The organism is Lichenicola sp. (assembly GCF_965198575.1).
Classification (GTDB): domain Bacteria; phylum Pseudomonadota; class Alphaproteobacteria; order Acetobacterales; family Acetobacteraceae; genus Lichenicola.
In genome coordinates this window covers 1,250,865-1,273,340 of sequence record NZ_OZ240671.1, presented here as the reverse complement: position 1 = coordinate 1,273,340, position 22,476 = coordinate 1,250,865, and the positions used below count along the sequence as shown (strand labels likewise).

The window sequence follows — 22,476 nt, the reverse complement described above, 5'->3', positions numbered from 1 at the left end:
GGCGCTACAGCAGCTTCGCATCGAGCAGCCGCTCCGCCTTCTCGTAGGCGACCAGGTCATCGACGTCGATCCACGCCTTGTCCTGCACATCGAACACGGTCGCGCGGTCGCGGCGTGCCAGCACGTTCATGGCGCCGGAAATGCTGTCATCGCCGAGCGACTGGCTTTCCTCGAGTGCCTCGAACATCGCCGGAGAGCACAGGAACACGCCGGTATCGAAGCAGTCGAACTCCGGCATCAGCTTGCCGATGGCGCGGATCCGGCCGTCCTCGGTGCGAACCCGGGTGACGTCATCGGGATCGTTCAGCGGATCGACGATATTGAAATCCACCGCCAGCATCACGCCGTCGGCCTCGAGCGGCGCCTGCATCAGGCCGCGCAGGATCTGCGCATCGATAAGGTGATCGCACATCGTCAGGATGAACGGCGCACCCAAATGGGCCTTTGCCTTCAGCACCGAGACGCCGTTCGAACGCGCCCACTCGTCATTCTCGACGTGGGTGATCGGAACGTCGACGCGGGCTGAAATCTCGTCCAGCGCGGCGCGCAGTTCATCGCCGCGATAGCCGCTCACAACCACGAACTCGTCGATACCGGCAACTCGGGCGCGCACGATGACATGCTCGATCAGCGCCATCCCCCTGAGCTGGATCAGGGGCTTCAGCTCCAGTTTCTCCCGGAGCCTGGTCCCCTGGCCGGCAGCGACGATCAGGCACTTCATACCAGCTCGGCCACATCCAGTACCGGAACGGACTTGGAGGTGTGCACGCGGATGAAGGCTTCCGTCATTGTGTAGGCTTCATCGTCGGTGAACTGCTTCAGCGGGTGCTTGCAGAAATAGGCGCTCGGACCTTCGAGCACACCGCCGACCTTGTTCTGCAACGCCAGCTTCACGCAGCGGATCATGTCGATCACCACGCCGGCGGAATTGGGCGAGTCTTCCACCGAAAGACGCAGCTCGATCTCCATCGGCAGGTCGCCGAAGGACTGGCCCTCGATGCGCAGGAAGCAGAGCTTGTTGTCGTTCTGCCACGGCACGTAGTCGCTCGGGCCGACATGGATGTTCTCGTCCTCGATGCGCTTCTTGGCGACCGACTGCACGGCCTCGGTCTTGCTCTCCTTCTTCGACTTCAGCCGCTCCTGGTTCTTCATGTTCAGGAAGTCGGTGTTGCCGCCGGTGTTCAGCTGGTAGGTGCGCATCAGCTTCACGCCGCGCTTGGCGAACAGGTCGGTCAGCACGCGATGCACGATGGTGGCGCCCAGCTGCGACTTGATGTCGTCGCCGATGATCGGCAGGCCGCGCTCGCGGAAACGCTCGGCGAATTCCGGGTTGCTGGCGATGAAGACCGGCATGTTGTTGATGAAGGCGATGCCGGCCTCGAGCGCGCATTCCGCATAGAACCGTGCGGCCTGCTCGGATCCGACCGGCATGTAGTTGAGCAGGATCTCGGCACCGCTGCGGCGCAGTTCCTCGACGATCTCCGCCTTGCCGAGCTCGCGCGCATCGGACAGCACGACCGTGCGGTGGTCGGGATAATCCGACATGTGCTCGGACACGCCGTCGAGCACCGGGCCCATGTGAACGATCGTGCCGGTGTCGGGGATCTCGGCCTGGAACACCTTGGTGCAGTTCGGCTTGGCGAAGATCGCGCGGGCAACATCGGTGCCGACCTTGCGCGCATCGACATCGAACGCCGCCACCACTGCGATGTCGCTTGGCAGGAAGCCGCCGATCTCGGTATGCATCAGTCCGACGACGCCTTCGCGGCACCGATCCGGGGTATAATAATGAATGCCCTGGATGAGCGAACTGGCACAGTTGCCGATGCCGGCAATGGCGATGCGAATGCTGCCTCTGTTCATCACGATGTGTCCTTGAATTAGAAGTCGGCCGGTTGGAGAGTTTCGGGGAGCCCGGAGGACGCTAGACCGCTAACCGGTCATGCGGCTTCCGGCAGCCTGCCGACGCACGACCAGACCAGCGCGCTGTAGAGCTGCCGCTTGCGGTTCGCCCGGATGTAGTCGGGCGTGATGGTGGCGACGAGCGCCTTGGTGCGGACCGACGCGTACCAATGTACGACCCGGGTGTCCGGCGACAAGACCAAGCCCAGTGGGACGCGGCGGACCCGGCGGAACCAGTGCTCGGAGATTTCCGGCGCCAGCGGATAGAACACCGACGGGCGATGCACGATGACGGCCCGGTCCGGTGCCGCATCGACGACCCGCGCCAGCAGATGCGGGCCCAGGCCGTAACGCCGGACCTGGCGCTCGGCGGGAAGGGCGACCATGGCCCGCAGGTAATCGGCGAACAGCTCGGAGTTGGCCTCGGCGCCCATCACGGCGTTGTTCACGTTGCGTGCGTAGGCGGTCTCGATCCAGCGGAAGCCCTTCCAGCCACCCGGCCACCTCCGGCACAGCTTGCGCGCCAGATCGAGCGTCAGATGACGGGCCCACACGATCGGCGACCGCGACGTCCGCACGGCGTGCGGCCAGACGATGAACTCGGAGCCGACGAACTGCCGCTCCTGGATCAGCGGCAGCAGGGATGCCACCGTGACCGTGTCGAGATCGAGATAGATGCCGCCATGCAGATACAGGATTGCTGCCCGCAGCACGTCGGAGCGCATCACCGGCGCATTCAGCCGGTGATAGAGCGACACGAGTTCGCCGCCGAGGCCGAGCATCCCGCCCGCACGCGTCAGGCAGTCCTCCGGGTCGATGCGCTGCAACCGCACACCGGGCGTCCCGGTCAGCGCTGCGAGTTGTTCACCAGGCTCGAGTGTGTCCGTATGATGCAGCACGATGTCGGCGAGTCCGCTCTTCTCGGCGGCCGACATGACGGCAAAGACGTAGGCCCATGGCAGGCTTGTGCCGATCCAGCAGAAATGTAGTCGGGCAGGCATCGTCATCGGGTCCAGCCTGTGGGAACAGCAAAGCCGTGCCAAAGATACCCGAGGCGTTTTTTGAAGTCCAATCAGGCTGCCCCGGTGGCGTGGCCCCGGCACGGCCGGCTTGACCCGGCTCGCACCGTCCAACCCATTGCAAAGAAACGATACCGACCTGCCTGAGGTCGTGATATTCCGTAACAACCTGTTCCGGGTGTCGGAGCCCTTCATCACCAGCCAGGCAGGGCAGCTGCGGCGCTACGTGCCTACCTATGTCGGGCGCCTGCGATATGGCGAGCCGCCCGAGGGGGCACGATCCCTGGCGCTGCGGGACGGCGGCCGGTCCATGGCGCGGATCGGCTGGCAGATGCTGACCCGCAACCCCGGGCCCTATGTCCGGCTGCTGGCGGAGCGAAGCCCGGCGCTGATCCACGCCCATTTCGGCATCGACGGCGTGTATGCGCTGCCGGTGGCGCGACGCCTGGGTGTGAAGCTGATCACCACCTTCCACGGCTACGACGCCACCCTGTCGACCGCGGCGCTGCTCAGCTCGCCGGCCTGGTTCAACTACCCGCTGTTCCGCCACCGGCTCGCCCGGGACGGCGCGCTGTTCCTCTGCGTCTCGTCGTTCATCCGGGACAAGGTGCTGGCGATGGGCTTCCCGGCCGAGCGCACGCACATCCACTACATCGGCGTGGATTGCCAGGCGATCCGGCCGCGCAGCCCCGACGAGGAGAGGCCGACGATCCTGCATGTCGGCCGGCTGGTGGAGATGAAGGGCACGCAATACCTGCTCCGCGCCTTTGCCACGCTGGCGGCCAGGCATCCCGAGCTCCGCCTGGTCATCATCGGCGACGGCGAGCTGGCTCCCTCGCTGCGCACCCTGGCCGGATCGCTCGGGCTGGGCGAGCGAGCGGTGTTCCTCGGCGCCCGCCCGCATGCGGAGGTCCTGGCCCGGATGCGCCAGGCGCGGATGCTGGTGCTGCCGAGCGTGCTCACCGCGACCGGCCGGGTCGAGGGGCTGGGCATGGTCATGCTCGAGGCCGCCGCCGCGGGTGTCCCGGTCGTGGCAACGCGGGTCGGCGGCATCCCCGAAGGCGTGCGTGACGGCGAGACCGGCTTCCTGGTGCCCGAACGGGATGTCGAGGCGCTGGCCCGCCGGATCGAAGACCTGCTGAATTCGCCGGGGCTCCGCCAGCGCATGGCTGTCCAGGCACGCGCCTTCGTGGAGCAGCGATTCGACGGCCGGCGACAGGGCGAACTGCTCGAGCGGCACTACGACGCACTGCTGCCCCGCGCGCGCTGAGGGGGCGGGCTCGGCTTCCTTTGGGGGCTCGCGGGTGGTAACTGACGGCATGCAGGTCAACCAAGCGCGCCCTTCCGCCGCCGCCCGGAACACCATGAGCAGCCGCCCGCCAGCCCTTCGCTCCGGAGGTCTCGCCTCCGCCGCACGCTTCCTCGGACGCGTCGTCGGCTCGAGGTACAATCCTCTGCTGGCCCAGGTCGTGGTCACCCGCCGGTGCAACCTGGCGTGCGGATACTGCAACGAATACGATGACTTCTCGGCGCCGGTACCGCTCGCGGACCTGATCGCCAGGGTGGATCACCTGGCGAAGTTGAAGACCGCGTCGATCACCTTCACCGGTGGCGAGCCGCTGCTGCATCCCGATCTCGACAAGGTGGTCCGGGCCGCGCGCGATCACGGCATGATCGTGACGATGATCACCAACGGGTTTCGCCTGACGCGCGAGTGGATCGACCGGCTGAACGATGCGGGCCTGCAGGGCATGCAGATCAGCATCGATAATCTGCGGCCGGACGAGGTTTCGATGAAGAGCCTCTCGTCGGTCGAGAACAAGCTGGGGCTGCTGTCGAAGCACGCCCGGTTCAAGGTCAACGTGAACTCGGTGCTCGGCATCAGCGACGAGCGCACCGAGGATGTCGTCACCGTTGCGAAAACGGCGGCGAGCTACGGGCTGCAGCATTCCGTCGGCGTGCTGCATGACGGCAGCGGGTTGCTGAAGCCGCTGACGCCGCTGCAGATGCAGGCATATCGCCAGGTGACGAAGATCTCGCCCTCGATCGTGCACAGCCTGAACTACTGGCTGTTCCAGAAGAACCTGATGCATGGCCGATCGAATGACTGGAAGTGTCGCGCCGGCGCCCGCTACCTGTATATTTCCGAGGACGGCCTGGTGCATTGGTGTTCGCAACAGCGCGGCTATCCGGGCATTCCGCTGCTCGAATATACCGGGCAGGATATTCGGCGCGAATATCACACCGAGAAATCATGCAGCCCGACCTGCACCCTGAGCTGCGTGCACCAGATGAGCGCCTTCGACCGGTATCGCGGGTCGCAGCGTGCCACCGCTCCCGTGCTCGTCGACGCGGTTCACTAGGGGGAAACCCACTCAGCCAAACCGCCGGGAATGGTGGGTAGCGGACCTACCTCCGCGAGCCCGTTGACCGTGCCTCTGCCATGAGGCAATCCCCAGGCATGCTACCTACGATATATCGACGCCGGTTTCTGACGAGCATGCCAATCAGCTTGGCGCTCCTCGGTGCCTACCGCGTGGAAGCCAGAGCAGACCCTCTTTCCGAGATTGAGGCGCGCCATGGCGGCCGCCTGGGTGTCTTCGCCATCGATACCGATACAGGACGAACCCTGACTCATCGGGCAGATGAGCGCTTCACCATGTGCAGCACCTTCAAAGGACTTCTAGCCGGGCAAATCCTGTCTCGCGTCGATGCCGGGCATGAGAGCCTCGCGCGCCTCGTCCACTTCGACGCCCATGACTTGTCGACCGCGGGATACCCCGACTTTCTCTGTCCCGTAACGGCTGCGCATGTCAGCCAGGGGGCTTTAACGCTGGCAACTCTGTGTCAGGCGAGTGTCGAGGTAAGCGATAATCTCGCCGCCATTCTTTTAATGCGAAGCATTGGTGGACCGCCTGGGCTGAACCGGTTCATTCGTAGTCTTGGTGATGAGGTCACACGCTCCGACCGGTATGAACCAGCGTCCAATGCCTATGACGGACCCTTCGACACTACGACGCCTCGAGCGATCATTGGTTCGGCCAGTAAGCTTTTGCTCGGAGACATTCTCAAGCCTTCATCTCGTGAACTCTTGGCGAGTTGGATGATCGATTCCACGCCCGGTCTTAGACGGCTTCGCGCCGGCCTTCCTCTGGACTGGGTGACAGGGGACAAGGCTGGAACCTATGGTCCCGACGAGACCAATGACTATGCGATAACTTGGCCGTCTGGTCGTCGGCCAATTCTCGTCGCGGCCTACTACAATGCGCCTGGGATGGATCTCGATCTGCGAGAAGCTGTGCTTCGTGAAGTCGGCATGGCCGTCGCTGCCCTTGTTGAATAGCCCTCTGTCACATCGCTGGCGTCTCTTCAGGATGCCTAGGGTGTTGCAGACTGATTGAGTTTTGACCCTAGGGCGGAAACCCCTTCAGCCGAACCGCCGGGAATGGTGGGGAGCGGACGTTCTTGCCGAAGGCACGATACGCCGCCTTCCGGGTCAATACTTCAGGCCGGTGTCGCAGAGCACGGTCGCGACGACTGCCTCGGCCGCTAGTCGTCCGGACGCCAGCAGGGCCGCGCAGGCACCGACATTGGCGGCTGCCGAAAAGCCGACATACAGCCCCTCTCGGGTCGCGAGCAGCCGTCGCCAGTGCTCGACCTCGCCATCCGTGACGGCGACCGAGACATCCATCAGGCTGGCATCCCAGTGCGGCGGCACGCTGCCGTAGCTCGTGCCCTGGATGAGATGCCGGGGCTTGGTCACGCGAAGGCCCGCGAGCGGCTGGCAGCCTTCCGGCTCCACCGCGACGCACAGGACGGAGGGATTGCGCTGCCGCAGGAATGCGGCGACGCCGAGGAAGGTCGCGCCGGTGCCGACCGTTGCCACCCAGGCATCCACCCGCCCGCCGGACTGCGCCCAGATTTCCGGGCCGGTGCTCTCCCGGTGCGCCCGCTCGCACTCCGGCGCGTGAAACTGATCGACGTAGAAGCCGCCGCGTTCCGCCGCGATGCACCGGGCCGCCTCGGCCGCCGCATTCACGTCCGAGCCAGTGACCTGGCCTGGCGCGCCATCAACCTGGGGCACCAGCAGCACTTCCGCACCTAACGCTTCCAGCATTCGCGCGCGCTGCGGGCTGTTCCCGGCGGACATGGTGACGACCAGGGGGTGCCCCAGCGCCGCGCAGGCGACGGCGAGGCCCGCGCCCATGTTGCCGCTGGTCATCTCGACGACGGCGGCTCCGGGTGCCAGCCGCCCGTCCGCCCGTGCGGCGAGCAGGATGGCGCGGGCGGCCCGATCCTTGACGCTGCCGCCGGGCTGCATGAATTCGGCCTTCGCCAGGATGCGTCCAGGACCGGAATAGACCCGGTCCAAGGCGACCAGAGGTGTGCGGCCGATCAGGTCCAGTGCAGAAGGCACCACCGTGGAAGGAGATGAAGGGTGATCGGGTAAGACCATGGAGGGGTTATAGCAGCCGCGATGGCACCGATGCGTGCGTCACCCGCTACGGCAGGATCCGCTTCGGGTCGGTTTCGGACCTGGCCGGGTTTTGACCCACGGCCACCCGATTGCGGCTGTAGAGAAAAAGCCCGGCGTAGGTTGCGGCCGTTGCCAGCGCGACGATCGCGATCTGCACCGGCGGGCCACCATCGATCAGCCGGCGCACGACCTCCACGACCGCGACAATGATGGCGACACCGGCCAGTGGCGTGACGACTGCTTCCAGAACCGACGCGACGCCGATCTGCCAGTGACGGTGGATCGTGAAGAGGCCCCAGCCCAGCAGCAATGGATAGATCGCCAGCCAGACAGCGGACACGGCAATCAGGCCGAGACGCGCCTGGAAGATGCAGCCGACAGCCAGGATCGACCCGCTCAACAGCAGCAGCGTCATCGCCGACAGGCGTGCGACGGTTCCAGGTCTCCCGGACCCCATCATCATGGTTGCCAGCAGCTGCAGCACCACCCGCAACAGGGCCGCGATTGCCAGCAGTTTCAGCGGGGTGGCTGCGGCGGCATAGCTGTGGCCCTGGCCGTCATGCAGCAGCGACATCAACGGTCCGGCGACGAGGAACAGCGCCGCGAGGAGCGGGGCCACCAGCCCGACGATCCGCCGCAGCGACCAGGCCAGGATCTCGACGAGCTGGCCGCCGGATGCAGCCACGCGAGCGAACACCGGCAGCGTGGTCCGGTTGACCAGCGTGCCGACCGCCATCGCCGGCTCCATGGCGACGTCGAACGCCACGCGGTAGATCGCCAGCGACGACGCGCCGTAGAACCAGCCGATCAGCATGTAGTCGACGTTCTTGAACATCTGCTCGGCAACGTTGGCGGTGACGGCGCGGGTGCCGAAGCGCGCCAACGGCCGGATCGCCTCCATCTGGAACCGCAGACGCGCGCGAAATGGACGTGCCAGCATCGCGCCGATCAGGATGTAGAGACCGCTCGCCGAATATCCGATCACCAGCGCCCACACGCCCGCTCCGGAAGCACCGAGTGCCAGCCTGGTCAGTGCGGCGCCGATGGTGGCGCAGACATTGACCAGGGCGATGCGTTCGTACTGCAGGTCCCGGTTCATCAGCGCCAGCGGGATCAGCGCTGCGCCGACGAGTGGCTGCTTGACGGCGATGGCCAGAAAATAGCTCGCCATCCCGGCGACACCGTAAAGGGCCGCGATCGCCGGAGCGGCCGCGAGGGTCAAACCGCCTGCCAGGATGGCGGCGCCGACCACGTACCAGAACAGCGTATCGAGTTGCTCGCGCGAGACCGAGCGGGCCTGGATCAGCGCCTCGCCGGTGCCAAGTCCGTTGAGCGCCTCGACAACCATGCCGATCGACACGACGAGCGACGCGATGCCGACCTGGTCCTTGGTCAGGAACAGCAGCATCGTCAGGATGGTCAGGAAATCGACGATCCTGGCAATGACCGACGCGCCGCCCAGCCAGTTGAAGCCCCGCTTCAGCCGTTCATGATTCTCATTCATGCATCGCGTACGCCGGGACCGGCCGTGGTGGCCGCCGCGGTACGAGAGGGTGGCAGCACCCAGGACCGCGTCCGCAGCAGATGCAGCAGCCAGCGCCATGACTGACTGATCCAGACACGCGATTCTGCACGGCCCCACGTGCCGCGTTCCGCCTGCGTGGAGTTCAGCCGCCCGGCGATGATGTCGACGATCCGCCGCGCGCGCGCGTCCCAGGTGAGGTCGCGGCTCTCCAACTGCGCCATCTCGGCACGCCGGGCGGCCGCTTCCGGGTCAGCTGCCAGCGCGCGCAGACCGGCAGCCAGTGCCTGCGGGTCGTCCGGCCGGCACAGATAGGCGGTCCGGTCGTGGGTCAGGACCTCGCGGATGTCGGGCGTGTCACCGGCGAGGATCGGCGTGCCGGACGCCATGTAGAGAAACACCTTCAACGGAAGCACGGTCGAACCGAATTTCGCCAACGGGTTCCATGACGGCGGGATCAGCAGGATGTCGGCCGCGCGCACGTACAGCCCAAGCATGTCCGGCGGTTGCCAGCCGACGATGCGGATATTCTCGATGCCCGCCGCCATCGTCTCGATCGGGCCTTCACCGGCAGATCCGACGAGCACGAACAGCAGTTCCGGCGCCAGCCTGGCCGCAGGAATGACGAGATCGAGCCCCTTCTTGTGGTTGAGGCGACCGGTATAGATGACGGTCTTCCTGGGGTCCGTTAGCCCGACCGCAAGCCTGGCCGCATCCCGATCCAGCGGCGATCGCAGGCGCTCCGGCTCGAAGCCGTTGCGCACGCAGCGCAGCTTCTCCGCAGGGATGCCGAGCTCGAGGTACTTCTCGCGCGTGTAGTCCGAGTGGCAGATGTTGACGAGGAAGTTGCGGTGGCACACCAGCCGGTACAGCCAATATCGAAGCAGCGGGATCTGGTCGGGCCACGGACGATAATGATCGAAAACGATCTTCCGGCCCGACCGGATCGCGATCCACGCCACCCAGAGGTTGCGGGTATAGACCAGGTCCGCCTGCCAGTACTGCCTGCGCAGGAGCATGGTCAGCCCGCACGCCAGGTGGCGCAATACCGCCGGCCGGAGCGGCGCCTGCGCGCGGATCACCGGCATGCCGGCGAGCCTGGCGATCGCAGCCGTTCCGGTCGCCTCCGGCAAGGGAACATGCAGCCAGGACGCCGATACCAGCCTGGCTACATAATTTGCCGTGGTGACGAATACCTCGGCATCCGCCGCAGTGTTCGGCAGCGGGTTCTCGAACGTGAAGAAGACCTTCATCACCCGTCGTACGATCGCACGCCGTCTGCCGGCACCACCAAGATCTGCCCCCTGCCACGGCCCGAAACGTGAACGCTGCTACCTAGCGCACGATCGTCCCACTGGATAGGCGCCTGGCCAAGGTCACCGGGGCGGCGGCAACCCATTGGTCTGGGCGATGATGTCCGCCAGCGTCGGCACGTAGCCGTCGGCATGTCCCAGGCCGACGGCGAGCGCGAAGCTGTTGCGCACTGCGGAGTTCACCGGATTGGCCGTGGCGGACGCGCCGGCGAAACTCGACAGGTAGGTCAGGTCCTTGAGCGCGTTGGACAGCGTGAACTTGTGCGCCTCCGGATTATGGCCGACGACATATTCGAAGAACGTCTGGAAGAACGGACAATCCATCCGGCCGCCGCCGATGACGCCGAAGAAGGTCTGCGCCGTCACGCCGGCCTTGGCGCCGAGCGACAATGCCTCGGCGTAGAGCGCTGCATATCCGAGCGACACGAAATTATTCAGCAGCTTCATCATGTGCCCGGTGCCGACCGGACCGGTCTCGACGATGCGCCCGGCGAACGCCTCGAGCACCGGCCGCGCGCGCGCGACATCCGCTTCCGCGCCGCCGACCATCACGTCCAGCGTTCCGGCCCACGCTTCCTTCGGCGTGCGGCTCAGCGGCGCATCGATGAAGGTGATGCCGTGTTCGGCAAGACTGGCCGCGAGTGCCGTGGTCACCGACGGCTCCGAGGTCGAGCAATCGATCACCAGCAGCTTGCGGCCGGCCGCCGCCAGTCCGTCCGGACCCTCGACGATGGCGCGCACCTGCGGGCTGCCGGTGACGCACAGCACGACGATATCGCTGGCTTCCGCGAGCTCCCGCGCCGACCCGGCCTCGGTGGCGCCGCGCGCCTTCAGATCCTCCACCGCCTCGCGTTTGCGGTGCCCCAGCACGGTCAGGGGGAAACCCTTCTCGAGCAGGTTCTTGGCCATGCCGTGGCCCATCAGGCCGACGCCCGCAAATCCGATCCGCTCAGTCATTGGTGTTCCTTCACATCTGGGGTGGATAGCCTGATGGCAGGATCACGTGCTTTCACGTACCATCAGGCGATAACCGACATCGACCCGGATCGGCCCCGCGGGCTCTCCGGATACTCTTGCCAGCAGCTTGATTGCCGCCAACGCGCCGATTTCCGGGCGCGGCGAAATAATCGTGGTCAGCGCCGGCGTGGTCAGTGCGCCGATGCCGAGGCCATTGAAGCCGGCGATGGCGATCCGGCCGGGAACGTCGATCCCCTCACGATGCGCCCGCAACAATGCGCCCACTGCAAGATCGTCATTGGCGAAGAACAGCGCGTCGAGCTCCGGCGCCTGGGCCAGCACTGCCATCAACTGGTTGCCGCCGATCTCCGAACTCGAACTCTCCGGGTGGGCAAAGGGCCGCCGTCGATCGAGGCCTGCCCCTGCCAGCGCGCGATCAAGCCCGCGGAATCGTTGCATCGCGCGATAATCGGCCCCCAACCTGCCGCCGATGAAGCCGATCTGCCGGTAGCCGCGCTCGATCAGATGCCGGCCCATCGCCTCGCCGGCGCTCAGATGCGAGAGGCCCACATTCATGTCGATCGGGCGCCGGCCGAGTTCCATGATCTCCATGACCGGCCTTCCGGAGCCGGCGAGCAGCGCCCGCGTTCGCTCGGCATGGCGCAGGCCCGCGACGATGATGCCCGCGGGCGCCCATCCCAACATGGTCGAGACCAGCTCGGTCTCGCGGGCAAGGTCGTATTGCGTGTTGCCGAGCAGCATCTGGTAGCCGCCCGCCTCCAGGACGCCCTGGATGCCCTGGATCACCTCGATGAAGACCGCGTTCGACAGGGATGGCACGATGACCGGGACCACGCGGCTTTGCGCAGAGGCCAGCACACCGGCAAAGCGGTTCGGCACGTATCCGAGGGCGGTCACGGCATCGTCGATCTGTGCCCGAAGCAGCGGTGACACGCTGTCGGGTGCATTGAGCGCGCGCGAAACAGTGATCGGCGCCACGCCTGCGCGTGCTGCAACATGTTTCAGCGTCACGGCGGTGCTGCGGGCGCGGCGGCCCAGAGGTACGACCTGATTCATCGGACGCCGAACCTACGCTCCTGTGCGCTCCGCCGCCATCGTCGGACGCGATAAATATGACGATTTCCTTGGTTGCGCTACCATCGGGAGCGGACTAGCTTGCACCCCGAAGCTGGCCGTCCGGCGCCGCAAACGGTGCCGGCTGATGAAGAAGCGGGCTCGTGCGGGAAAGACTACAAGGAGAACGGCGTCATGCCGCAGGCTGCAAGCATGTCGGCGCCCCATGCGACCGGCCTGTACCGGACTCTCGACGTCACCAAGAATTATGGTCCGGTTTCGGTCCTGCGCGGCATCAGCGTGTCGCTCGAGCCGGGGCGCGTTCACACGATGATGGGCGAGAACGGCGCGGGTAAATCAACCCTGTTCAAGGTGATGGCCGGCATCGTTCGCCCGACTGCCGGCGCGCTTTATCTCGATGACGAAGCACTTTCGTTTGCCTCGCCGCATGATGCGCACGCGCACGGTATCTACCTGGTGCCGCAGGAGCCGGCGCTGATGCCGTCTCTGACCGTTGCCGAGACGATGTTCGTGGGCCAGTTGCCGACCACCGGCCGTGTGATTCCGCGCATCGATTGGGCGGGGATGCGGGCTCGTGCGCGTGCAGCGCTCGCAACGCTCGGCCTGGATATTCCGGTGGATGCGGAGGCGCGGCTGCTCTCGATCGCCCAGCAGCAGCAGGTCGAGTGTGCCAAGGCGCTTCTGCGTGGTTGCCGCGTCATCCTCTTCGACGAGCCGACATCGCCGCTCACGACGCACGAGGTCGAGCGCCTGTTCGGGACCATGCGGCGGCTCCGCGACGAGGGCTATACGCTGGCCTTCATCAGCCACCGGATGGACGAGGTTCTCGACATCTCCGACGACATCAGCGTGATGCGTGACGGTGTGCTGGTCGACAGTGTCGCCCGCGCCGATTTCGACCGCACCCGCCTGCTGTCGCAGATGGTCGGACGGGAGATGCGCACGATCCCGCGCCGCACCGGCACGACCGCGACGAGCAGGCCGATGCTGACGGTGAGTGGCCTCGCCCACTCGCCGCGGTTCGCCGATGTCGGGTTCACGCTGCATGCCGGCGAGATCCTCGGCGTCGCGGGCCTGGTCGGTGCCGGTCGCACCGAGATCGCCGAGACCATCTTCGGCCTGCGCGCGCGCGATGCAGGCACCGTCGTTCTGGATGGGCAGGATATCTCCGCCAGTCCCACTTACGAGATCATCCGGGCGGGCCTGGTCTATGCGCCGGAGGATCGCGCCCGGCATGGCACCGTGCTGCCGATGACGATCGCCGAGAACCTGACCTCCGGTCTGATCGAGCGCGTGAAGCATCGCTTCGGATTGATGGACCACGACGACGAGGACCGCATCGGCGCCGAGACCGTGCGACGCTATCGGGTGCGCTGCGCGGGCACCGACCAGCCGCTGCGCCAGCTTTCGGGCGGCAACCAGCAGAAGGTCGTTTTCGGAAAGTGGATGGGCTTGTCCCCCAAGGTGGCGATCCTCGACGAGCCGACACGTGGTGTCGATGTCGGCGCCAAGGACGAGATCTACGAGATCATCCAAGGGTTGGCGGCCGAGGGCATGGCGATCCTGGTGATCTCCTCGGAAATGGAGGAACTGGTGCGCCTGTGCGACAGGATCCTCTCCGTCTATGAGGGGCGCATCGTCGCCGAACTGAGCGGCGACGACATCACCCCGGACCGGGTCGGCCAGTCCTATCTCAGCCACGCCGGGCTGAGCCATGCAGGAGCCGCCGCGTGAACGCGCCGGTCATGCAGGTCGAGACCGTGCCCGGCGATCGTGCGAAGCTTCCGGAAGCGGCGGCACCGACGTCCGCTTCGGGCCGGTCGCGCGCGCGAACCCGTCGCGAGGCGCGGGAGATCACGCTGATTGCGGTGACGGTCGCCACCATCCTGCTGGTCGGCATCGCGCATCCAAACTTCATGGCGCTGCAGAATCTGCGGTTCATGCTGCTGAACTGCGTCGTGCTGTCGCTGCTGGCACTCGGCCAGACGCTGGTGATCACCACGCGTGGCATCGATCTGTCGGTGGCCCCGATCCTGGGGCTCAGCGCGATGGTGACCGGTCTGTTGGCGCAGTCGAGCGGGCTGCCTCTGGTCGGCGCATTCGCGATCGCGCTGGTGATCGGCCTGGTGCTCGGCACGTTGAACGGCGTCCTGGTGGCCAAGCTGGCGATCCCGCCGATCATCACCACGCTCGGCACATATAGCCTCTATAGCGGACTGATTTTCGTTTATTCCAACGGCACACAGGTGGATTCCGTGCCGCCGGCTTACGCCACGCTCGGCAACGGCGTGGTGTCGACGTTGCTGCCAATCCCGATCCCGGCCATGGTGCTCGGCCTGGTGCTGCTGGCCGTGTGGTTCATGCTGGGCCATACGCGCTTCGGCCGTGCGATCCTTGCGATCGGCAACAATCAGACCGCAGCCTACAATGCAGGCATCCCGGTCACGATCGTTCAGGTCAGCGTCTATACCTTGTCGGGTGTATTGGCAGCGCTCGCCGGCCTGATGTTCGTTTGTTACACCGGCTCGGCCACCGTCACGACAGGCACCGGCGACCACATGGAGCTGCAATCCATTGCCGTTGCGTTGATCGGCGGCAGTGCGATTTCCGGCGGCCGCGGCAAGATGCTGGGAACCGTCCTCGGCGCATTGTTCCTGAGCGTGATCCTGACCGCGCTGGTGTTCGTGCATGTGCCGCCGATCTGGTACTCCGCAGGTGAGGGCGCCATGATCCTGCTTGCAGTGACCGCGGGAGCCCGGCAGGGCCGATCCGCCGCCGTCGGGAGCAGCGTGCGATGAGCGGCCAGAACGAGGTGACGGCGCGTCGGCGGGACCAGCGACGACTGCCGCTCGGAAATTGGGAGCGGGCGCTGCTGCTGATGCTGCTGGTGCTCACGATCGGGCTCATCCTCGGCGTACCAGGTTTCTATCCGGGTTTCGGTGGCTTCCTGGCGTTGACCGAGAACTTCCTGCCGTTCGGGCTGGTGGCACTCGGTCTCACCACGGTCATCCTCACCGGCGGCATCGACCTCTCGGTGGGTGCGGTCGCCGGACTTTCCGCGGTCATCATGGCGACGCTCTGGAGCGAGTTCCATGTCTCGATCTGGGTCTCGGCAGTGATCGGAGTCGTCGCCGGTGCCGGTCTCGGCTTGATCAACGGGCTTATTATCACCAGGCTGCGTACCGAGCCGCTGATCGCCACGCTGGCGACCAGCTTCATTTATGGCAGCATTGCGACCGCGCTCGCTGGCGACAACCCGCCCTCCGGTTTCCCGAACGCCTTCAACCTGCTGGGAACCGGCGCAATCGGCGGGATCCTGCCGTTCCAGATCGTGCTGTTTGCCATTCTGGCGTTGATATTTTCCGCCCTCATCTCGCGCTCCACGTTCGGCCGCAAGGTGGTGACGATCGGCTACAACACCGAGGCGGCCCGATATTCCGGCATCCGCGTCGCCCGCATCGTCACCGCGTCCTACGTGATCAGCGGCACGATGGCGGCCATCGCTGGGATCGTGCTCGCCGCCTATTACAGCGCCGTGCGGTCCGACATGGGCGACCTGCTGCTGCTCAGCACCATCACCACGGTGGTGCTCGGTGGTGTCAGCATCTTCGGCGGCGAGGGCAGCATCGCAGGCGTCGTGATCGCCGTGCTGCTGCTCGGCATGTTGCGCCAGGGCATGCTGATTGCCGGTTTCTCGGACATGGTGACGACGATGCTGACAGGTGCGATCCTGCTCGCCGCGATCGCCACCAAGAACCTATTCGCTGGCCGGGGATCCGGCCTGTCGATGCTGCTGGGACGGTTGCGCCGCAGCCCCGTCCTGCAAGCTTCACGCTGAACAACAAACCAACCAGGGACATGAACACGACCATGAGCATGATGACCGATAATTCGACCCGTCGCAGCGCTGCCCGCCGCGGCATCAGCGCCACGCTCGCGATGTTGCCGCTGCTGCTTGGCACCACCCTCGCCGGGCATGCCGCCGACATCGATACCTCCAAGCGCATCCGCGTCGCGATGGTGCCGAAGCTCGTCGGCCTGTCGGTGTTCAAGGCGAACGAGCAGGGCGCTGTCGAAGCCGCCAAGAAGCTGAACATCGATTTCCTCTATACCGGCCCGGTGACGGCTTCGGCGCAGGGCCAGGTCGACGTGTTCAACAGCCTGATCGCGCGCCGCTTCAACGTGATCACCACGACCTCGAACAACCCGACGCAGCTCGCCCCGGCCCTGCGCCGTGCGATGGCCCAGGGCATCAAGGTTGTGTCCTACGACAGCGATGTCGCGCCTGACGCCCGCAACTTCTTCATCCAGAACACCGACTACGCCGAGTTCGGCAAGGCGCTCGTCGAGTCTGTCGCCAAGTACGCAGGTCCGAACGCCAAGATCGCGATCCTGTCCTCGACCCCGGACGCGACGATCCAGAACGAGTGGATCTCGGCACTCAAGAAATACATGACCGCGACCTACCCGAAGATGACGATCGTCACCACCCAGTATGGCCAGTCGAGCCCGTCGCAGTCCCTGACCGCCGGCCTCAACATCCTGCAGGCCAATCCGGACGTGACCGGCATCATCGCGCCGGACGGTGCGGCCGAAGTCGGCGCCGCCGCAGCGGTCGAGAAGCTCGGCCTCAAGGGCAAGGTCGTCGTCGGTGGCTGCAGCGATCCGGACTCGATCCGTCAGTACGTCAAGAGCGGCATCATCCGCGAGACGCCGCTGTGGGACGAGGTCAAGGAAGGCGAGCTCGTCATGTACGTCGCCCGGCTTGCCGCCGACAACGCGATCCAGCGCAACGGCACGTTCGACGCCGGCGATCTTGGCAGCTTCACCGCCAAGGACGGCGTGATCGTGTTCAGCAAGCCGCTGATCTTCAACGCGGACAACATCGACCAGTACCACTTCTGATATCTGAAGGAACTTCGACGTATGAAGCGCATCCTCTTCACCGGCGGCAGCGGCAAGGCCGGTCGCCACGTGGTCCAGTACCTGGTCGACCAGGGCTACCACGTGATGAACATCGACACGAAGCCGCTGGCCAATCCGAAGGTCCGCACGCTGATCACCGACATCACCGATGCCGGCCAGGTGTTCAACGCGTTCTCCGCCTATACCGGCCTGCATGAGTTCGATCTTGATCTCAGCCCGCAGCCGATCGATGCAGTGGTGCACTTCGCCGCAATTCCGCGGATCATGATCACGCCTGATAACGAGGTCTATCGCATCAACGTCATGGGCACTTACAACGTGCTCGACGCTGCGACCAAGCTCGGCATCAAGAAGGTGATCATTGCGTCGAGCGAGACCACGTACGGGATCGTGTTCGCGCACGGTCATCGTGATCCGGAATATTTCCCTCTCGACGAGGATTATCCGGTCAAGCCGATGGACAGCTACGCGGTCTCCAAGATCTGCAACGAGCGCACGTCCGAAGCTTTCGCGCTGCGCACGGGCACCGATATCTACGCCCTGCGCATCGGGAACGTGATCGAGCCGAGCGAATACGAGCTGTTCCCGGGCTGGTTCGCCAAGCCGGACTTCCGCCGTCGTATCGCCTGGAGCTATATCGACGCCCGTGATCTGGGCGAGCTCGTTCGCCTCGGCATCGAGACCGACGGGCTCGGATACCAGGTCTTCAACGCCGTCAACGACCACTCCTCGTCGGATCTTCCGACGGCGGAACTGGTGCGCCGGTATTACCCGAACGTGCCGGTTCGCGGCGAGATGGGCGAGTTCGAAAGCCTCCTCTCGAACAAGAAGGCGAAGGACATGCTCGGCTTCCGCGAGAACCACAACTGGCGCAACTACGTCCCGACACAAGGCTGACACTTGCAGCCCGGGCGGCTTCCTGCGACGGCAGCCGCCCGACTTGCAGATCAGTCGGGACTGTCGGTCTCATGATGATGCTCGGGGTAGGGCTCGAGGTTGAAATGGCTGACCAGGTCCTGAACCTGCGCATTCGTAAGCAGCCTCGGGTTCAGCCCGCGCAGCATGAGATGCAGCCGGGCGGTCTCTTCCAGCTCCTCCGTGGCCGCCACCGCCGCCTCGATTGTCTTTCCGGTAACGACCGGCCCGTGATTGGCCAGCAGCACCGCCGCGTAGCGACCGGCCAGGCCGCGGATCGCGCCCGCCACCGCGGGATCGCCGGGGCGGTAGTACGGGACCAGAGCGGTGGCACCCACCCGCATCACCGAATATGCGGTGAGGGGCGGCAACACCGCCTCGGGATTGATGCCCGGGAGCATGGAGACCGCGACGGAATGGGTGGAATGCAGGTGCACTATCGCTCCCGCACCAGCGCGGGTTTCGTACATCGCCTGGTGCAGCGGGATCTCCTTCGTCGGGCGGTCACCCGACAACACCCGTCCCTCGGCATCGAGGCGTGTCAGCCTGGCCGGATCGAGGAAGCCCAGCGAGCTGTCGGTCGGCGTGGTCAGCAGCCCGCCATCTTCCAGCCTGGCACTGACGTTTCCGGTTGTGCCATGCGTCAGTCCGCGCTCGAACAGCGAACGCGAGAACAAACAGATCTGCTCGCGCAGCTTATTCTCATTCATGGAATATCTCCGCATTTCCGGCGACCGCGTCGAGCATGGCGCGTTTCCCGACCGACCCTGCCATGGTAGCGCAACCAGCGCCAACACCCGACCTCGAGGATCCCAGCATGAGCGGCACCGAACGTAAAGATGCAGCAACAGCCAAGCTCAGGTGCTCGGTCATCGGGTTGGGATCCATGGGTTTCGGCATGGCAACATCGCTGTTGCGTGCGGGCTTCGATGTGACCGGCTTCGATGTCAATGCCGCGGCGAGCGAGCGTTTCCAGGCCCAGGGGGGCCGGGTCGGCGCAACACCTGCGGCCGCCGCAGCCGGTGCCGATTGTGTGGTTGCCGTGGTGGTCAACGCCGACCAGACCGAGGCGGTGCTGTTCGGCCCGGATGGCTGTGCGGAAGCCATGCCCGAAGGCAGCGTATTCGTATCCTCGGCCACCATGGCGCCGGAGCGGGCCCGTGCCCTCGCGGCCCGGCTGGAGGCGACCGGACGGCATTATCTGGATGCGCCGATGAGCGGCGGTGCCGCGCGTGCGGCCGATGGCGCGCTCACCATGCTGGCCTCCGGTACGCCGTCCGCATTCAGCCGTGCGCGACCGGCACTCGATGCCATGACAGGCACGCTGTACGAACTCGGCGACAGCGCCGGGCTCGGCGCCGCCTTCAAGATGGTGAACCAGCTGCTCGCCGGCGTGCATATCGCGGCCGCCTGCGAGGCGATGGCGTTCGCCGCGAGGCAGGGCCTCGACCTCGCTCGCGTGTATGAGGTCATCACCAAGTCCGCCGGCAACAGCTGGATGTTCGAGAACCGGATCCCGCACGTGCTGGCCGGCGACTACACCCCGCACAGCTCGATCGAGATCTTCACCAAGGATCTCGGCATCGTGCTCGACATGGCGCGCGCCGATAAATTCCCGGTGCCTGTCGCCGGCGCGGCGTTGCAGATGTATCTGATGACCGCCGCCGCCGGCATGGGCAAGGACGACGATGCATCGGTCGCGCGGCTGTATGCGCAGATTGCCGGCCTTACGTTGCCCACGAAAAGCTGAGGACGGCCCTACGGAGAGACCCGCATGCCCCATTTCGCAGCCAACCTTACGATGATGTTCAACGAGGTGCCGTTCGCCGACCGCTTCGACGCAGCCGCACGGGCGGGCTTTACCGCGGTCGAGTTCCTGTTCCCGTATTCCCTCGAGCCGGAGGCGCTCGCAGAGCGCGTGCAGCGCAACGGATTGACCGTGGCGTTGTTCAACATGCCGCCAGGCGACTGGGACTCCGGTGACCGCGGCTTTGCGTCGATCCCGACGCGCACCGCGGAGCTCGCGCCGGCCCTGGACACGGCGCTACGCTACGCGGAAGCCTGTGGCGTGCGGCGCCTGCACCTGATGGCAGGCCTCGGCGACCGCACAGACCCGAAGTCGGTGGCCACCTACCGGGCCGCGGTCGAACGTTGCGCCGAGGCGCTCGGCGAGCGTGGGCTCGACCTTGTGCTCGAGCCGATCAACGGCCGCGACATGCCAGGCTATTTCCTGAACGACTTCGACTGGACGGCGTCGCTCATCGACAGCATCGGCCTGCCCAACGTGAAACTGCAGTTCGACATCTATCACCGGCAGATCATGCATGGCGACGTGACCATGGCGCTCCGCCGGATGCTGCCGATGATCGGCCATATCCAGGTTGCGAGCGTGCCGTCGCGCAACGAGCCGGCTGGGGAGGAACTGAACTTCCCCTTCCTGTTCGCGGAACTCGACCGGCTCGGCTATGACGGTTTCGTCGGCTGCGAGTATCGCCCGCGCGCTGCCACGCTCGACGGTCTCGGCTGGTTCGCACCGTTCGCCGGAAAATCGACAGGGGGCGCGGCATGAGCATCCAGCTGGGCTGCATCGCCGACGACTATACCGGCGCGTCCGACCTCGCCAACATGTTGCGCCGGAACGGACTGCGCACCGTGCAGACGATCGGCGTGCCGCGTCCGGGACTCGACCTGCCTGAGGTCGATGCGGTCGTCGTGTCGCTGAAGAGCCGCTCGATCGAGGCCGCACGCGCGGTCGAGCTGTCCCTCGAGGCCGAAGCCTGGCTGCGCGAGCGCGGCGCCGAGCACGTGTTGTTCAAGGTCTGCTCGACGTTCGATTCGACCGACGCCGGAAATATCGGCCCGGTGACCGATGCCTTGCGCGCACGTGCCGGGTGCGGTGCGGTGCTGGTGAATCCCGCCTTCCCCGAGACCGGGCGTAGCGTGTTCCAGGGCAACCTGTTCGTGAACGGCGTGCCGCTCAACGAGAGCCCGCTGAAGGACCATCCGCTGAACCCGATGCGTGATGCGAACCTGGTCCGGGTGCTGCAACGACAGAGTGCTTCGGGTGTCGGCTTGGTCCCGTACGCCGTGGTGGAGCAGGGCGTCGCGGCGGTACGGGCAGCGCTGGCTGACGCGTCGGCGCGCGGCGAGGGGTCGGTGATTGCCGATGCGGTGGCAGCGCGTCATCTCGATGTGCTCGGCGAGGCGGCGTTGGCGGACCCACTTTCCACCGGCGCGTCCGGGCTCGGTGCCGGAATTGCCCGGGCGCTCGTGGCGCGTGGTCCGCAACGGACCGTTTCCAAGTCCCCTGCCGACGTCGGGATGTCCGGGCAAGGCAGCGTCGCCGCCGGCTCGCGCGCAGCCATTCTTGCCGGAAGTTGTTCGGCTGCCACCAGGCGGCAGATCGCGGTGGCCGAGGCTGCCGGGATTCCGATCCATCGGCTCGATGTCTCGCGGCTGCTGGAAGGCGGCGCAAGCTTGGTGGTTGCCGAGGCGCTCGCGTGGGCGCATGCGCGGCTCGATGCGGGCCCGGTGCTGATTGCCAGCAGCGACACGCCCGACGCCGTGGCCGCGATGCAGCGCAGCCATGGCGGGGCTGCCGCCGGGCACGTGGTGGAGCAGGCGCTGGCCGACATCGCCGAGGCGCTGGTCGCCGCGTCGGTCCGCCGGCTGGTGGTTGCGGGAGGCGAGACGTCCGGCGCTGTGGTCGACCGGCTGGGGCTCGAGGCGTTCCTGATCGGCCGCGAGATCGCCCCCGGCGTGCCGGCCCTGCGCACCGCCGGCGCACATCATGCCGGCCTTGCAGTGGCGTTGAAATCCGGCAATTTCGGCGGCGACGATTTCTTTGCCGAGGCGCTCTCGATGCTGAACCAGACGGAGACAGACTGATGCTGCACGGGATCGATCCACTTCTCACGCCGGACCTGCTGCACAGCCTGGCGGCCATGGGCCACGGCGACAGCATCGCGATCGTCGATGCGAATTTCCCCGCGGCAAGCTGCGGGCGAACCATCCATCATCTGCCCGGCCTCGATGCGACAGCTGTCTTGCGGGCGGTTCTGACGCTGCTGCCGCTCGACAGTTTCGTGCCGAACCCGGCTGCGACGATGCAGCAGGTGGGCGACCCCGAGGCCGTTCCGGTTGCCGTGCAGGATCTCGCCGATGCGCTCGCCGAGCGCGGGCACCCGCATCCGTTGTCGGTCGAACGTTTCGCGTTCTACGATCTGGTGCGCTCGTGCTTCGCGATCGTCCAGACCGGGGAACAGCGCGCCTACGGCAACATCCTGCTCACCAAGGGCGTGATCTTCGGTCCCTGACATCGATCCCGACACAGGAAATAGCCGCTTGCGT

General features: G+C 65.9%; 21 protein-coding genes. 12 read left to right on the top strand and 9 right to left on the bottom strand.

Annotation, left to right across the window (positions count from 1 at the left end; translation table 11 throughout):
• Positions 1–4: 4 nt before the first annotated feature.
• The 3 genes from ACOEQ2_RS06015 to ACOEQ2_RS06005 form a co-directional block, all read right to left on the bottom strand.
• A complete protein-coding gene (locus tag ACOEQ2_RS06015; RefSeq protein ID WP_419730472.1) occupies positions 5–721 on the bottom strand; it encodes an NTP transferase domain-containing protein in 717 nt (238 codons plus the stop codon).
• Positions 718–1,863: an inositol-3-phosphate synthase gene (locus ACOEQ2_RS06010; protein ID WP_419730471.1), complete on the bottom strand. Its 1,146-nt coding sequence runs from the start codon at positions 1,861–1,863 to the stop codon at positions 718–720. Before ACOEQ2_RS06010 ends, ACOEQ2_RS06015 begins: the two co-directional genes overlap by 4 nt.
• Positions 1,864–1,940: 77 nt before the next feature.
• Positions 1,941–2,909: a glycosyltransferase gene (locus tag ACOEQ2_RS06005; RefSeq protein ID WP_419730470.1), complete on the bottom strand. Its 969-nt coding sequence runs from the start codon at positions 2,907–2,909 to the stop codon at positions 1,941–1,943.
• A 163-nt stretch (positions 2,910–3,072) separates the two neighbouring features.
• Here ACOEQ2_RS06005 and ACOEQ2_RS06000 point away from each other — a divergent pair, with 163 nt between their 5' ends.
• From ACOEQ2_RS06000 to bla, 3 genes are all read left to right on the top strand, one after another.
• The gene (locus tag ACOEQ2_RS06000; protein WP_419730469.1) at positions 3,073–4,191 is read left to right on the top strand and encodes a glycosyltransferase; all 1,119 of its coding nucleotides are present in this window, start codon (positions 3,073–3,075) and stop codon (positions 4,189–4,191) included.
• Positions 4,192–4,285: 94 nt separating this feature from the next.
• On the top strand, positions 4,286–5,284 hold the full coding sequence (locus tag ACOEQ2_RS05995; RefSeq protein WP_419730468.1) for a radical SAM protein: 999 nt from the start codon (positions 4,286–4,288) through the stop codon (positions 5,282–5,284).
• 137 nt (positions 5,285–5,421) lie between these two features.
• Positions 5,422–6,264 carry a class A beta-lactamase gene (gene bla, locus ACOEQ2_RS05990; RefSeq protein ID WP_419730467.1) on the top strand — a complete coding sequence of 281 codons (843 nt, stop codon included), beginning with the start codon at positions 5,422–5,424 and terminating at the stop codon, positions 6,262–6,264.
• Positions 6,265–6,417: 153 nt separating this feature from the next.
• Here bla and ACOEQ2_RS05985 read toward each other — a convergent pair whose 3' ends face one another.
• The 5 genes from ACOEQ2_RS05985 to ACOEQ2_RS05965 form a co-directional block, all read right to left on the bottom strand.
• Positions 6,418–7,293 carry a PLP-dependent cysteine synthase family protein gene (locus tag ACOEQ2_RS05985; RefSeq protein WP_419730466.1) on the bottom strand — a complete coding sequence of 292 codons (876 nt, stop codon included), beginning with the start codon at positions 7,291–7,293 and terminating at the stop codon, positions 6,418–6,420.
• Between the two features lie 130 nt (positions 7,294–7,423).
• On the bottom strand, positions 7,424–8,902 hold the full coding sequence (locus ACOEQ2_RS05980; protein WP_419730465.1) for an oligosaccharide flippase family protein: 1,479 nt from the start codon (positions 8,900–8,902) through the stop codon (positions 7,424–7,426).
• Positions 8,899–10,173: a glycosyltransferase gene (locus tag ACOEQ2_RS05975; RefSeq protein ID WP_419730464.1), complete on the bottom strand. Its 1,275-nt coding sequence runs from the start codon at positions 10,171–10,173 to the stop codon at positions 8,899–8,901. The genes ACOEQ2_RS05980 and ACOEQ2_RS05975 overlap by 4 nt, the downstream gene beginning before the upstream one ends.
• A gap of 123 nt (positions 10,174–10,296) precedes the next feature.
• Complete coding sequence (locus ACOEQ2_RS05970; RefSeq protein ID WP_419730463.1) at positions 10,297–11,190, bottom strand: NAD(P)-dependent oxidoreductase; 894 nt, start codon at positions 11,188–11,190, stop codon at positions 10,297–10,299.
• A 42-nt stretch (positions 11,191–11,232) separates the two neighbouring features.
• On the bottom strand, positions 11,233–12,267 hold the full coding sequence (locus ACOEQ2_RS05965) for a LacI family DNA-binding transcriptional regulator (protein ID WP_419730462.1): 1,035 nt from the start codon (positions 12,265–12,267) through the stop codon (positions 11,233–11,235).
• Positions 12,268–12,459: 192 nt separating this feature from the next.
• On the opposite strand from ACOEQ2_RS05965, the gene ACOEQ2_RS05960 reads away from it, so the two are divergent.
• Genes ACOEQ2_RS05960 through ACOEQ2_RS05940 form a run of 5 tightly spaced genes read left to right on the top strand, consistent with a single transcriptional unit; the run spans position 12,460 to position 18,108 of the window.
• A complete protein-coding gene (locus ACOEQ2_RS05960; protein WP_419730461.1) occupies positions 12,460–14,019 on the top strand; it encodes a sugar ABC transporter ATP-binding protein in 1,560 nt (519 codons plus the stop codon).
• Positions 14,016–15,083 (top strand): ABC transporter permease, encoded by a 1,068-nt coding sequence (locus tag ACOEQ2_RS05955; RefSeq protein WP_419730460.1) that lies wholly within the window; start codon positions 14,016–14,018, stop codon positions 15,081–15,083. The genes ACOEQ2_RS05960 and ACOEQ2_RS05955 overlap by 4 nt, the downstream gene beginning before the upstream one ends.
• Complete coding sequence (locus ACOEQ2_RS05950) at positions 15,080–16,123, top strand: ABC transporter permease (RefSeq protein ID WP_419730459.1); 1,044 nt, start codon at positions 15,080–15,082, stop codon at positions 16,121–16,123. Before ACOEQ2_RS05955 ends, ACOEQ2_RS05950 begins: the two co-directional genes overlap by 4 nt.
• A gap of 32 nt (positions 16,124–16,155) precedes the next feature.
• Positions 16,156–17,190 (top strand): substrate-binding domain-containing protein, encoded by a 1,035-nt coding sequence (locus ACOEQ2_RS05945; protein WP_419730458.1) that lies wholly within the window; start codon positions 16,156–16,158, stop codon positions 17,188–17,190.
• Between the two features lie 21 nt (positions 17,191–17,211).
• Complete coding sequence (locus ACOEQ2_RS05940; RefSeq protein WP_419730457.1) at positions 17,212–18,108, top strand: NAD-dependent epimerase/dehydratase family protein; 897 nt, start codon at positions 17,212–17,214, stop codon at positions 18,106–18,108.
• 50 nt (positions 18,109–18,158) lie between these two features.
• Here the strand turns inward: ACOEQ2_RS05940 and ACOEQ2_RS05935 are convergent, their stop codons facing one another.
• Entirely contained in the window at positions 18,159–18,836 is a 678-nt protein-coding gene (locus ACOEQ2_RS05935) for an aldolase (protein ID WP_419730456.1), read from the bottom strand.
• A gap of 188 nt (positions 18,837–19,024) precedes the next feature.
• Here ACOEQ2_RS05935 and ltnD point away from each other — a divergent pair, with 188 nt between their 5' ends.
• Genes ltnD through ACOEQ2_RS05915 form a run of 4 tightly spaced genes read left to right on the top strand, consistent with a single transcriptional unit; the run spans position 19,025 to position 22,442 of the window.
• Positions 19,025–19,876: an L-threonate dehydrogenase gene (gene ltnD / locus ACOEQ2_RS05930; RefSeq protein ID WP_419730455.1), complete on the top strand. Its 852-nt coding sequence runs from the start codon at positions 19,025–19,027 to the stop codon at positions 19,874–19,876.
• 24 nt (positions 19,877–19,900) lie between these two features.
• Positions 19,901–20,695, top strand: a complete 795-nt coding sequence (otnI, locus tag ACOEQ2_RS05925) for a 2-oxo-tetronate isomerase (protein ID WP_419730454.1) — start codon at positions 19,901–19,903, stop codon at positions 20,693–20,695.
• Positions 20,692–22,014, top strand: coding sequence for a 3-oxo-tetronate kinase (gene otnK / locus ACOEQ2_RS05920; RefSeq protein ID WP_419730453.1), 1,323 nt, complete (start codon positions 20,692–20,694; stop codon positions 22,012–22,014). The genes otnI and otnK overlap by 4 nt, the downstream gene beginning before the upstream one ends.
• Entirely contained in the window at positions 22,014–22,442 is a 429-nt protein-coding gene (locus ACOEQ2_RS05915; RefSeq protein ID WP_419730452.1) for an RbsD/FucU family protein, read from the top strand. Before otnK ends, ACOEQ2_RS05915 begins: the two co-directional genes overlap by 1 nt.
• Positions 22,443–22,476: the final 34 nt, after the last annotated feature.

Bases quoted from the DNA above. Each gene is read 5' to 3' on its own strand.
- ACOEQ2_RS05965 (WP_419730462.1), bottom strand. From the start codon at position 12,267: ATGAATCAGGTCGTACCTCTGGGCCGCCGCGCCCGCAGCACCGCCGTG.
- ACOEQ2_RS06015 (WP_419730472.1), bottom strand. From the start codon at position 721: ATGAAGTGCCTGATCGTCGCTGCCGGCCAGGGGACCAGGCTCCGGGAG.
- ltnD (WP_419730455.1), top strand. From the start codon at position 19,025: ATGGCAACATCGCTGTTGCGTGCGGGCTTCGATGTGACCGGCTTCGAT.
- ACOEQ2_RS06010 (WP_419730471.1), bottom strand. From the start codon at position 1,863: ATGAACAGAGGCAGCATTCGCATCGCCATTGCCGGCATCGGCAACTGT.
- ACOEQ2_RS05975 (WP_419730464.1), bottom strand. From the start codon at position 10,173: ATGAAGGTCTTCTTCACGTTCGAGAACCCGCTGCCGAACACTGCGGCG.
- ACOEQ2_RS05995 (WP_419730468.1), top strand. From the start codon at position 4,286: ATGAGCAGCCGCCCGCCAGCCCTTCGCTCCGGAGGTCTCGCCTCCGCC.
- ACOEQ2_RS05950 (WP_419730459.1), top strand. From the start codon at position 15,080: ATGAGCGGCCAGAACGAGGTGACGGCGCGTCGGCGGGACCAGCGACGA.
- bla (WP_419730467.1), top strand. From the start codon at position 5,422: ATGCCAATCAGCTTGGCGCTCCTCGGTGCCTACCGCGTGGAAGCCAGA.
- ACOEQ2_RS05935 (WP_419730456.1), bottom strand. From the start codon at position 18,836: ATGAATGAGAATAAGCTGCGCGAGCAGATCTGTTTGTTCTCGCGTTCG.
- ACOEQ2_RS05945 (WP_419730458.1), top strand. From the start codon at position 16,156: ATGAGCATGATGACCGATAATTCGACCCGTCGCAGCGCTGCCCGCCGC.
- otnI (WP_419730454.1), top strand. From the start codon at position 19,901: ATGCCCCATTTCGCAGCCAACCTTACGATGATGTTCAACGAGGTGCCG.
- otnK (WP_419730453.1), top strand. From the start codon at position 20,692: ATGAGCATCCAGCTGGGCTGCATCGCCGACGACTATACCGGCGCGTCC.
- ACOEQ2_RS05980 (WP_419730465.1), bottom strand. From the start codon at position 8,902: ATGAATGAGAATCATGAACGGCTGAAGCGGGGCTTCAACTGGCTGGGC.
- ACOEQ2_RS05940 (WP_419730457.1), top strand. From the start codon at position 17,212: ATGAAGCGCATCCTCTTCACCGGCGGCAGCGGCAAGGCCGGTCGCCAC.
- ACOEQ2_RS05970 (WP_419730463.1), bottom strand. From the start codon at position 11,190: ATGACTGAGCGGATCGGATTTGCGGGCGTCGGCCTGATGGGCCACGGC.
- ACOEQ2_RS06005 (WP_419730470.1), bottom strand. From the start codon at position 2,909: ATGACGATGCCTGCCCGACTACATTTCTGCTGGATCGGCACAAGCCTG.
- ACOEQ2_RS05915 (WP_419730452.1), top strand. From the start codon at position 22,014: ATGCTGCACGGGATCGATCCACTTCTCACGCCGGACCTGCTGCACAGC.
- ACOEQ2_RS05960 (WP_419730461.1), top strand. From the start codon at position 12,460: ATGCCGCAGGCTGCAAGCATGTCGGCGCCCCATGCGACCGGCCTGTAC.